This window comes from Marinobacter sp. M3C (assembly GCF_023311895.1).
In the GTDB taxonomy this organism is placed as follows: Bacteria; Pseudomonadota; Gammaproteobacteria; order Pseudomonadales; family Oleiphilaceae; genus Marinobacter.
This window is the reverse complement of record NZ_CP092284.1, coordinates 983310-994968: the sequence shown is the minus strand read 5'-3', so window position 1 is coordinate 994968 and position 11659 is coordinate 983310. Positions and strand designations below refer to the sequence as shown.

Genomic DNA, 11659 nt, shown 5'->3' with positions numbered 1-11659 from the left:
ATTAAAGGGCTATGAAAACGGCAGAGTTGCGACAGGCGTTTCTTGAATACTTCAAACAGCAGGGCCATGCCATTGTTCCCAGTAGTTCACTGGTGCCGGCAGACGATCCCACTTTGTTGTTTACGAACGCGGGCATGAACCAGTTCAAGGACCTGTTCCTTGGCCGTGAACAGCGTGATTACACTCGCGCCACCAGTTCGCAAAAATGCGTGCGCGCCGGCGGCAAGCACAACGATCTGGAAAACGTCGGTTACACCGCCCGCCACCATACGTTTTTTGAAATGCTGGGCAATTTCAGCTTTGGCGATTATTTCAAGCGCGAAGCCATCAATTTTGCCTGGAATTTTTTGACCTCTGAACAGTGGCTGAACCTGCCAAAAGCAAAGTTGTGGATCACGGTATACGCTGAAGACGACGAAGCCTTTGATATCTGGAACCAGGAAATTGGCGTGCCTGCCGAGCGCATTGTCCGTATTGGCGACAACGCCGGCGGCCGCTACTCGTCAGATAATTTCTGGCAGATGGGCGATACCGGCCCTTGCGGCCCCTGTTCCGAGATCTTTTTTGATCACGGCCCTGATGTAGCCGGTGGCCCTCCGGGAAGCCCGGACGAAGACGGCGACCGCTACATAGAAATTTGGAACGTGGTGTTCATGCAGTATAACCGCACCGCTAACGGCGAAATGCTTAACCTGCCTAAACCGTCGGTAGACACTGGCATGGGTCTGGAGCGAGTGACCGCGGTATTGCAGGGCGTGCACAGTAACTATGAAATTGACCTGTTTCAGGATTTACTGAAAGCCGCCTCTGACGTGCTCGGTGGCGTTGCCACTACCGAAGCTTCGCTGCGTGTCGTGGCAGATCATATCCGCTCCTGCTGCTTTCTGATTGCCGATGGTGTTATGCCGTCAAATGAGGGCCGTGGTTTTGTATTGCGCCGGATCATCCGCCGCGCCGCCCGCCACGGTAACAAGCTCGGTGCCAACGGCCCCTTCTTCTACAAGTTGGTCGGTGCGCTGGTTGAGTTGATGGGCGAAGCCTTCCCGCAGCTGGTCAGCAGCCATAAACAGATCGAAAAAGTACTGCTGCAAGAAGAAGAGCAGTTTGTAAAAACCCTGGATAACGGCCTGCGCCTGTTAGAGCAAGACATTGCCGAGCTTATAGGCGACGTGATTCCTGGCGAAACCGTGTTCGCTCTGTACGACACCTATGGCTTCCCGGTAGACCTGACCAACGACATCGCCCGTGAACGCGGTTTGACTCTGGATTACCAAGGCTACGAAAAAGCGATGGAAGCTCAGCGCGAGCGCGCCCGGGCGGCCAGCAAGTTTGGTATTGATTACAACGCGGAAAGCCTGAAGCTTGAGGGCGTGACCGAATTTAGCGGGTACCAGAATATTGATGGTCACGAGCGCATTCGCTCGGTGATTATTGGCAGTGAACACAAAAACGCGGAAGCCGGCGACGAAGCTATTATTGTGCTGGAGCGCACGCCGTTTTATGCGGAGTCTGGCGGCCAGGTCGGCGACACCGGATTATTGACCTGGAGCGGCGGCCGCTTTCAAGTAACCGACACCCGCAAAGAGGGCAACAACCACCTTCATATCGGCACGGTGGTTGAAGGTGAGCTGTTCCCAGGCCTGGAAGTGGATGCGCGTATTGATCATGAGCGCCGTGAGCGCACCAAGCGTAATCACTCCGCCACCCACCTATTGCACGCGGCTTTGCGCAAGGTCCTGGGCGAACACGTTAGCCAGAAAGGCTCGCTGGTAGACCCGGACAAATTGCGTTTTGACTTCTCGCACCTCGAGGCCGTTAGCGCCGCAGAGCTGCAGGAAATCGAACGCCAGGTTAATCAGCAGATTCTGGGAAATACCCCGGTAGCCACAGAAGTGACTGACATGGAGCAGGCCCAGGCCAAGGGCGCGCTGGCGCTGTTTGGTGAAAAGTACGGCGATTCCGTCAGGGTTCTGAGCATGGGCTCAGATGGCTACTCGGTTGAACTTTGCGGTGGTACCCACGTCAATCGCACCGGTGATATTGGTTTACTGCGCATTACCTCTGAAAGCGGTATCGCTTCCGGCGTTCGCCGCATTGAAGCGGTCACCGGTTTTGGTGCGCTGGAATGGGTAGACAGCGCCGAACGCACCTTGCGCGAAGCGGCCAGGCTGGTGAAAGGCTCCCGCGAGTCGCTGGTCGAGAAAGTACAGCAGACATTGGATCGTAACCGTCAGCTGGAGAAAGAAATCGACGGCTTGAAGGCCAAACTGGCGAGCTCAGCCGGCAGCGATTTAGCGTCGTCTGCGGTTGAAGTGGCGGGCTTAAAGGTGGTTGCCGCTGAAATGCCGGGAGCGGATCGCCAGGCGCTGATGGAAACGGCCGACCAGCTGAAAAACAAGTTAGGTGAGGGCGTCGTGGTTTTGGCCAGCGTTGAAGGTGGCAAGGTCACACTTGTATCTGGTGTAACCAAATCAGCGACCGGTAGAGTCAAGGCCGGCGACATTATGAAGCACCTGTGCGCGCAGCTGGATGGTAAGGGCGGTGGCCGTCCTGACATGGCTCAGGGCGGGGGTAACGATGCCTCCAGGCTCACTGAGGTTCTAGCGGGCGTTGCTGGCTGGGTTGAAAAAAATAGTCAGTAACGCATGTTGTAGCTGCGGGTGAGGGTTTATAATCGCCCCCGATTGATTTGATGGGCGGAGCAACCTCCGCCCTGAGTCCCGGTCTAGACAGTGGGAATACTATGGCTTTGTATGTACAGAAATTCGGTGGCACCTCGGTAGGCACCACTGAGCGTATCGAAGCGGTTGCTCAGAAGGTTTTTGGCTTTCGTAAGGCCGGGCACGACATCGTCGTCGTGGTGTCAGCCATGAGCGGTGAAACTAATCGGTTGATTGGCTTGGCTAATACCATTACCGATGAGCCCGGCCAGCGTGAAATGGACGTGCTGCTGTCTACCGGCGAACAGGTGACCATTGCACTCTTGTCGATGGCATTACAGAAACTGGGTTGCGAGGCCCGCTCTTACACGGGCTCACAGGTGCGCATCCTAACCGACCGTGCCCACACAAAGGCCCGTATTCAGCACATTGATGAAAAAAATGTGCGTGAAGATCTGAATGCCGGCCGTGTGGTCGTGGTGGCAGGTTTTCAGGGAGTGGACGATCTGGGTGATATTACCACCCTTGGTCGCGGTGGTTCAGACACTACCGCGGTGGCCTTGGCAGCAGCGCTGAAAGCCGATGAATGCCAGATTTACACCGATGTGGACGGGGTCTACACCACTGACCCGCGAGTGGTAGATTCCGCTCGCAGGCTGACTCACATTACCTTTGAAGAAATGTTGGAAATGGCCAGTCTGGGATCCAAAGTGCTGCAGATTCGCGCTGTGGAATTTGCGGGTAAATACAACGTTCCGTTACGGGTGCTGTCCAGCTTTCAGGAAGGTGAGGGCACCCTGATTACCACTGAGGATGATAACACTATGGAGCAACCGCTGGTTTCTGGCATTGCATTCAATCGTGACGAAGCCAAGCTGACCATATCCGGTGTGCCGGATACGCCTGGCAGTGCACTGCGTATTCTGAAGCCGATTAGTGATGCCAATATTGAAGTGGACATGATCGTACAGAACGTGGGTGAAGACAATAAAACCGCCTTTACATTTACGGTTCTACGTCACGACTTCAAACGCGCCGGCGAGGTGCTGCGCACTGTAGCGGCTGAGTTAGGTGCACGTGAAGTCATCGGAGACGAAAAAATCGCCAAAGTGAGTATCGTTGGTGTCGGTATGCGTTCTCACGCGGGCGTTGCTACCAAGATGTTCGAGGCGCTGTCTAACGAAGGTATTAACATTCAGATGATTTCTACTTCGGAAATAAAAATTTCCGTAGTGATTGAAGAGAAGTACCTTGAGCTTGCGGTTAGAGCGCTTCATTCGGCTTTTGAACTGGACAAGCCCCTGGTAGAGGCAGAAGCTTGACGCAATGGGCCTATGCCCGCTGTATCATCGCCTGATAGGACTTTCATTCGCCGAACCGGCTAACGCACAGTTCCGTATAAGGGAATGTGCGGTTTCAGGAAGGCGCGTAATTCCGCTATAAATGTGCGCGTACGAAGCACCTATTCAAGAACAGGTCGCTTTTTCAGAGGGAGTAGAGATATGTTAATTTTAACGCGCCGCGTAGGCGAGACCCTGATGGTGGGTGACGAAGTAACCGTCACTGTGCTTGGGGTTAAGGGAAACCAGGTACGGATTGGTGTGAATGCGCCCAAAGAGGTTGCTGTTCACCGCGAAGAGATTTATCAGCGCATTCAGGCGGAGAAGAGTTCCGATGAGGCTGAGCCGGGCAACCATTAGCTGGTTAGAGAAAAGCCGCTTGCGAATTTTGGAGCGGTTTTTTTTATTTTAATGAACGCCAAATGTAAAAAAATTCGTTCAACCCTATGAAAACGAAAAAAACGTGGTAGTATACGCCCCGTTCTCAAGGAGAGGTGGGTGAGTGGCTGAAACCAGTTCCCTGCTAAGGAACCGTACGCGCAAGTGTACCGAGGGTTCGAATCCCTCCCTCTCCGCCATTTCCTATTATAGGAAGTAAGAGGGCTGGTTGATGTTGCAGTCAACCAAAGAAAAGAAAGTGATCAACGTGCGGCTGTAGCTCAGCTGGATAGAGTACTCGGCTACGAACCGAGCGGTCGGAGGTTCGAATCCTCCCAGCCGCACCACTTTTCATGTATTAGTTTTTGTAAACCCAAGTTTTAGCGGCTGTAGCTCAGCTGGATAGAGTACCTGGCTACGAACCAGGCGGTCGGAGGTTCGAATCCTCCCAGCCGCACCATGTGAAGTCCAAAACGCCCCGATCTGTGGAAACACAGTTCGGGGCGTTTTGCATTGGGCCTTTGCATCTCGCCGTACGTGTCATTACTTACCCGTATTTCTTCCCTGTTTCTCTAGAATGTGTCGTTTTCCACCCATTTTCGACCCCCAAAAAACCTATACGAAATATAAATATATGTTTTATATGATTAATTTTTATTTGGCTCGTTAATTGCATAGTTGAATGTCACGCGGGGTCGTACAGGCGTCGTTGAATACTAAAACAACACAATGATTCGGAGAGCATTCTTTATGAAAACCCAAGCCGTTATGGCAGTGGCATTCGCCTCCACGCTGGCCGTCGCAAATCCGGTCGTCGCTCAAGATCGGGCAGGTTGGCCTGACAACTTCACCGTAGGCACCGCCAGCCAGGGTGGCACTTACTTCGCGTACGGTGCTGGATGGGCCAACTTTGTTGCAGAAAAACTGGGCGTGTCAGGCGGCGCTGAAATCACCGGCGGCCCGATGCAGAATATGGCTCTGGTACACACCGGCGACCTGAAGTTTGGTTTGACCACGCTGGGCCCGGCACGGGAATCTATGGACGGCAACAGCCCATTGGCGCCAGGCCTGAAGATGGACAACGTGTGTGCCATGTTCCCCATGTACGAAACTCCGTTTTCCGTAACGGCTCTAACCAGCACCGGTATTACCTCGATTTCTGACATCCCCGATGGCGCAACCATCGGCTTTGGTCCGGCTGGATCCACTTCAGATACCTACTTTCCACGCATGATGGAAACGCTTGGTGTGAACTTCGAGCGCCGTAACGGCAGCTGGTCGGACCTGGGTACCCAGTTACAGGACGGCCTGATTGATGTTATCGCTTTTGCCGCTGGCATTCCGATTCCTGCGGTCAGTCAGCTGGAAGTGCAGACCGATGTAAACATCATCGGTATGACCGACGCCGAAGCAAAAAAAGTGGTTGATAACTTCCCCGTATCCGAATTCATCATTCCGGCAAACACCTATCAGTCATTGGAAAAGGAATCTCGCGTAGTGTCTATGTGGAACTTCTCCATAGCCAATTGCGACGTACCTGAGAGCCTTGTGTATGAAATTACCAAGCTGACCATGGAAAACAACGAAAGAATGGTGTCGATTCATAAGGCAGCCCGATTCTCTATTCCTGAAAACTACACCAAGAATAAAGTACTGCCATGGCACAAAGGCGCGGCGCGCTGGTTCAACGAAAACGGTTACACCATCGAGCAAAGCAACATCAAGTAACGCTGTCACCGGGGGCGCCTGCGCCTCCGGTTAATTTGCCGGCTGCTTGCCGGCTCCGATTTGCCTGCTGGCAGGATATCCCATGACCCTCGAACAAAAGCCCAAAGACTTTTCTGACGTTGAGGAGAGCCAAGATCATGTGCTTGCCCATGATGTGGACGAAGAACCCGTAGCAAACAATCGCCGTCTGTTTGAAGGCAACCTGTTGAAGTTTGTGACGCTGTTAGCCATTGGTTACTCGTCGTTTCATCTTTATGCCCTGAATATTGCGCCTTTGGAAACCTGGTCTTTCCGGATTGTGCACATCGCTGGTGCCCTGATATTGGGCTTCATACTGTTTGCCGGTGCCCGTTTTGTGTCCGCTGAAGAGGGCGGCGCCCGCCATCGCTGGACCACCTGGGTGAGTGCTGTTGCCATGTTGCCTGCGCTTTATGTGTGCTATCAGGTGTTCACCTTCTGGCAAATGGTACAAGACGGTGCTTTGCGCATCCCCGTTAACCTGGAAACCTGGCATTTCGGCTGGCCGCTGCTTGCTGTAACGGGCGTGACGATTATCATGAGCTGGTTTCATCAGCGAGAACGCTCGCGCTTCAGCCTGCCGGACCTGGTGTTGGTGGTATGTTCAATTGCGGTAGCTGCTTACTTTTTAGTGGCCTATAACACCTCTATGCGGATGGCGACGGGCACATCGTTTGCACCTATTGGTATCTCCTTTGCTGCGGTTGCCGGTGTTGCGCTGATAATGGAGCTGACTCGCCGTATGGCTGGCCTGGCTTTGGTTATTATCGGCCTGGTGTTTTTGGTGTATGTATTTGCCGGGCCCTATCTGCCGGGCTTTCTCGGCTATCCCGGTTTGTCGGTTCAGCGCTTTTTCAGCCAAGTGTATACCGATGCCGGTATTCTTGGGCCCACCACGGCTGTGTCGTCTACCTACATTATTCTATTCATCATTTTTGCGGCGTTTCTGCAGGCTTCGAAAGTGGGTGATTACTTTGTGAACTTTGCTTTTTCCGTCGCTGGCCGCTCACGCGGAGGCCCCGCCAAGGTGTCTATTTTTGCCTCTGGCCTGATGGGTATGATCAACGGCACCAGTGCCGGCAACGTGGTGTCCACCGGTTCGTTAACCATTCCGTTAATGAAAAAAGTCGGTTACAGCAAAAAATCCGCCGGCGCGGTGGAAGCGGCGGCGTCTACCGGCGGCCAGATCATGCCACCGATCATGGGCGCTGGCGCCTTTATCATGGCGGAAATTACCGGTATTCCTTACACCGAAATTGCGATTGCTGCGATTATTCCATCGATCCTGTATTTTGCTTCGGTGTACTTCATGGTGGATTTTGAAGCCGCCAAAACCGGCATGCGTGGCATGCGCGAAGATGAGTTGCCGAAACTTCGCAATTTGATCAAGCAGGTCTACCTGTTCGTGCCGATTATTATTCTGATTGTGGCGTTATTTATGGGTTATTCGGTGATTCGTGCCGGTACTCTGGCCACTATTTCCGCTGCGGTGGTGAGTTGGTTTTCGCCCAACAAGATGGGCATAGGCCTTATTCTGAAGGCATTGGAAATGGCGTCGTACATGGCCATCCAGATTATTGTGGTGTGTGCCGCAGCTGGCGTGATTGTGGGCGTTATCTCGCTGACCGGCGTGGGCGCACGATTCTCGGTGTTGTTGCTGGACGTGGCTGCGACCAGCCAATTACTGGCACTGATCTTTGCCATGTTCATTTCCATTTTACTGGGCATGGGGATGCCCACCACGGCCGCTTATGCAGTGGCCGCGTCGGTGGTAGCTCCGGGACTGGTACAGCTGGGTATCGAACCTCTGACGGCGCACTTCTTTGTGTTCTACTTTGCCGTCGTTTCCGCGATTACTCCGCCGGTTGCTCTGGCATCTTACGCAGCAGCCGGTATTTCCGGGGCCAACGCTATGGAAACCTCGGTGGCATCGTTCCGTATTGGTATTGCCGCCTTCATTGTTCCATTTATGTTCTTTTATAATGGCGCTTTGTTGATGAACGCCGAATGGTTTGAAATTGCGCGTTCGCTGGTTACCGCGCTGTTTGGGGTTTATATCCTGTCAGGCGGCGTACTGGGCTGGTTTGCTGACGTGTCAGCGTCGTGGATAACCCGCATACTGCTGATCACAGCGGCCTTGCTGATGATTGAGGGCGGGTGGATAACGGATCTGACGGGTATCGGTATGGCGGTCGCAGCTTATATTATCCAGCGCAAGCGCCGTGATCGCCCGGCGGTAGCCTGAGCTTCGGCGCCGGGCTCGGTGCAGAATAACCCATAAACGGTGTTATTTTGTGCCGGTTCCGGCGCCCGCCCAGGGTTTTTAACGGTGCTTTTAATGGTGTTTTAGAGGCCAGTGTATGTTCTTCCGTTTTGGCGCTGTGCTGGTGTTTGTGGTGGTGCTTCTGACGGCTTGGATTTTGGGCGGCTGGGTAGGGTACCGTCAGGTAGAACAGGAGAGCCTGGTGGAATCTTTCCGTTATCGCCAGTTAGTGGCCAATGAGCTGAACCGGTACTTACCCATTCCCGAATTGATGGCCGAACATCCGCTGCTGGCAACTGCGTTGAGCATGCCAGATAACACGGGTGTCATTCTGCAGGCCAACGAGCAAATGCAACGCATGGCCACCATTGTGGGCAGCTCAGATGTATACCTGATGGATATGTCTGGCTTGACCATCGCGGCCAATAATTACCAGCAGGCCGACAGCTTTGTCGGTCGCAACTTCAGTTTTCGACCGTATTTTTACGAAGCGATCAAAAGAAACGGTTCTGCCATTTATTTCGCCTTGGGTTCCACCTCTGGGGTGCGCGGTCTGTACTTTTCCCACCCGGTTCATGACGGACGCGGCCAGATGCTGGGTGTTGTAGCGGTCAAAGTGCTGGTGCATGAACTGGAATCTCAGTGGGTACGACCGGCCTCAAGGCGCGAAGCCGAAATGCTGGTGCTGGACGCCGCCGGAGTGAGTTTTTTGTCCAGTCAGCCCCGTTGGCTTTACCGTGACTTTACCGGCAGCGATGGTCCCGCACCCGGAGAGGCCTCGCGCAGACGCTATCCGGAGCGAGATCTGGAACCGGTGCAGTTGGACTACCTGGATAAGCCCTGGGGCCTGTCGAGCTCGTCCGGCACCGTTCGTATTGGTGAAAATGGCGGAGGTCATGAATACCTCAGCGTTCGCACGCCTTTGCCACGAATGGACTGGACGCTGCAGATAATGGTGAGTACCCAGTCGGTTATCTGGACCCGCTTGGGCTTTTTGCTTGGAGGCATGGCGCTTTACTTTGGGGTGTTGCTGACCTGGCTGTACTTGCGTGAGCGCTATCGCCGCGAGGCCGAGCTGGCCCTGCGCGGCGAACAGCTAGAGTTGAACGTGGCTGAGCGCACCGCGGATCTTGAACGCTCTAACCAGATGTTAGTGGAAGAGATACAGCAGCGTGAGCAAGCTCAGACCGATCTGCGGGAAACCCAGCAAGAGCTGATACAGGCCGCAAAGCTTGCGGTTTTGGGTCAGATGTCTGCGGGCTTGAACCATGAAATGAGCCAGCCGTTGACGGCGATTCAGACTTACGCTCGCAACAGTCGGCGTTTTCTGCAAAAAGGCGCCAGCGATATGGTAGACGCCAACCTGGCAGAGATCGTGCTGCTGTGCGACAAAATAGCTGAGCTGACTCGCCAGTTCAAAGTGTTCGCGCGCAAATCCGAAGGGCCGCCCAGCATTGTCGATTTACGCCCGGCGGTGGACGCCTCTGTGAAGATCATCGCGGCCCAGAAAAACAGCGGCGATATTGACATTCAATGGCTACGGCCGGCACAGCCGACCTGGTGCCATGGTGATCAAATCCGCATCGAGCAGGTACTGGTGAACCTTCTGGCCAACGCCGTGCACGCTTTAGAGGGTTGCTCGCAGCCGGTTATCACCATAGACGTGGCGGAGCATCAGGGCTATTGGCTGTGCCGGGTGCGTGACAATGGCCGTGGCCTGCCGACCAATACCGAGCAACTGTTCGAACCGTTTTACACCACTAAACCGGTTAAGCAGGGCCTCGGGCTGGGGCTATCCATCTCGCGCCAGATTGTGGATGCGCTTGGCGGCCGTTTGAGCGGCCGCAATCGCAGCGATGGCGATGGCGCGGAATTTGAATTTACACTGAAAAAGCGGGACACCCAGGTATGAGTCAGACTGATGTAATCTTCGTGGATGACGAGCCGGATATACGTAAAGCCATTGCCCAGGCTCTGACCCTGGATGATCTGGCGGTGACCTGTTTTGACAATGCCGCTGATGCGCTAGTGGAAATCGGTCGCGACTATAACGGCGTTGTTCTATGCGATTACAACATGCCAAAAATGGATGGCCTGCAGCTGCTCAGCCGCCTGCAGCAGCTTGACGACACCATACCGGTCATCATTCTGACCGGGCAGGGCGATATCAGCACTGCGGTGAGCGCCATGCAGCAGGGCGCCTATGACTTCATCGAAAAGCCGTTTAACCAGGAAGAGCTGGTGGAACTGCTGCGCCACGCGTTGGAAAAGCGCCAGCTGGCATTGGAAAACCGCCGTCTGAAGGCCCAGTTGAAGCAGCTGGCAAAACCCGGCCCGCGAATTCTGGGTGGTTCGGCCACTATGCAAAAGGTGATGGCCACCATTGATCCGATTTTGGACATTTCCGCGAATATTCTGCTGTATGGCGAAACCGGTTCGGGCAAAGACGCATTGGCGCGCTACATTCACGAAAACAGCCGGCGCAGCAGCCATAATTTTGTCGCGATTAATTGCGGTGCGGTGCCGGAAAATCTGATTGAAAGTGAGCTGTTCGGCCACGAAGCGGGGGCCTTTACCGGTGCGGAAAAACGCCGTATTGGTAAAATAGAGCACGCCCACCAGGGCACGTTGTTTCTGGATGAAGTGGAAAGCATGCCCATGCCACTGCAAATTAAACTGCTGCGGGTGCTTGAAGAACAGAAAGTTGAGCGCCTGGGTAGCAACCATGTGCAGCAGGTGGATGTGCGCATTATTGCCGCCACCAAATCCAATCTGAAAACCCTCAGTGACGAGGGCGTGTTTCGTGCAGACTTATACTACCGCCTGAATGTGGTGAAAGTGGATATCCCGCCATTGCGCGAGCGCAAGGAAGACATTCCCACGCTGTTTCACCACTTTGTGTTGATTGCTGCGGCCCGCTACGATCGCGAAAGCATCCCGTTGAACGCGGGCCAGGCAACTAAACTGACGCACCACGACTGGCCCGGCAACGTGCGCGAACTGCGCAATCTGGCCGAGCGTTATGTGTTGCTGGGCCCGGCAGCTTTGGATGAGACCGACACGGCTCAAGATGCCAACGTGAACGGCCGCCGCACACTGGCGGAACTGATGGACGGCTTTGAACGCCTGGCCTTAACCAGTGCTTTGAATGCCTGCCATGGCAGCATTAAAGACACCATGGTTGAACTCGGCATTGCGCGCAAAACCCTGTACGACAAGATGAAAAAACACGGTCTGGACAAAGCCGAGTTCAAAGAGTGAAGGTTTTCACC

General features: G+C 54.2%; 7 protein-coding genes and 3 tRNA genes. All 10 read left to right on the top strand.

The features are described from left to right. Nucleotides 1-11: 11 nt before the first annotated feature. The 10 genes from alaS (at nucleotide 12) to MIH18_RS04440 (ending at nucleotide 11648) form a co-directional block, all read left to right on the top strand. The gene (alaS, locus tag MIH18_RS04485; RefSeq protein WP_249008413.1) at nucleotides 12-2642 is read left to right on the top strand and encodes an alanine--tRNA ligase; all 2631 of its coding nucleotides are present in this window, start codon (nucleotides 12-14) and stop codon (nucleotides 2640-2642) included. A gap of 101 nt (nucleotides 2643-2743) precedes the next feature. Beyond that, complete coding sequence (locus tag MIH18_RS04480; RefSeq protein WP_249008414.1) at nucleotides 2744-3982, top strand: aspartate kinase; 1239 nt, start codon at nucleotides 2744-2746, stop codon at nucleotides 3980-3982. A 180-nt stretch (nucleotides 3983-4162) separates the two neighbouring features. Then, the gene (gene csrA / locus MIH18_RS04475) at nucleotides 4163-4360 is read left to right on the top strand and encodes a carbon storage regulator CsrA (protein ID WP_249008415.1); all 198 of its coding nucleotides are present in this window, start codon (nucleotides 4163-4165) and stop codon (nucleotides 4358-4360) included. A 128-nt stretch (nucleotides 4361-4488) separates the two neighbouring features. Then, nucleotides 4489-4578 (top strand) — tRNA-Ser (locus MIH18_RS04470). Nucleotides 4579-4648: 70 nt separating this feature from the next. Beyond that, nucleotides 4649-4725: transfer RNA gene (locus MIH18_RS04465), tRNA-Arg, on the top strand. 36 nt (nucleotides 4726-4761) lie between these two features. Beyond that, nucleotides 4762-4838 (top strand) — tRNA-Arg (locus tag MIH18_RS04460). A 290-nt stretch (nucleotides 4839-5128) separates the two neighbouring features. Further along, on the top strand, nucleotides 5129-6106 hold the full coding sequence (locus tag MIH18_RS04455; RefSeq protein ID WP_249008416.1) for a TAXI family TRAP transporter solute-binding subunit: 978 nt from the start codon (nucleotides 5129-5131) through the stop codon (nucleotides 6104-6106). 82 nt (nucleotides 6107-6188) lie between these two features. Beyond that, entirely contained in the window at nucleotides 6189-8369 is a 2181-nt protein-coding gene (locus MIH18_RS04450) for a TRAP transporter permease (protein ID WP_249014045.1), read from the top strand. A gap of 115 nt (nucleotides 8370-8484) precedes the next feature. Beyond that, on the top strand, nucleotides 8485-10299 hold the full coding sequence (locus MIH18_RS04445) for an ATP-binding protein (protein ID WP_249014044.1): 1815 nt from the start codon (nucleotides 8485-8487) through the stop codon (nucleotides 10297-10299). Continuing rightward, the gene (locus MIH18_RS04440; RefSeq protein WP_249008419.1) at nucleotides 10296-11648 is read left to right on the top strand and encodes a sigma-54 dependent transcriptional regulator; all 1353 of its coding nucleotides are present in this window, start codon (nucleotides 10296-10298) and stop codon (nucleotides 11646-11648) included. Before MIH18_RS04445 ends, MIH18_RS04440 begins: the two co-directional genes overlap by 4 nt. Nucleotides 11649-11659: the final 11 nt, after the last annotated feature.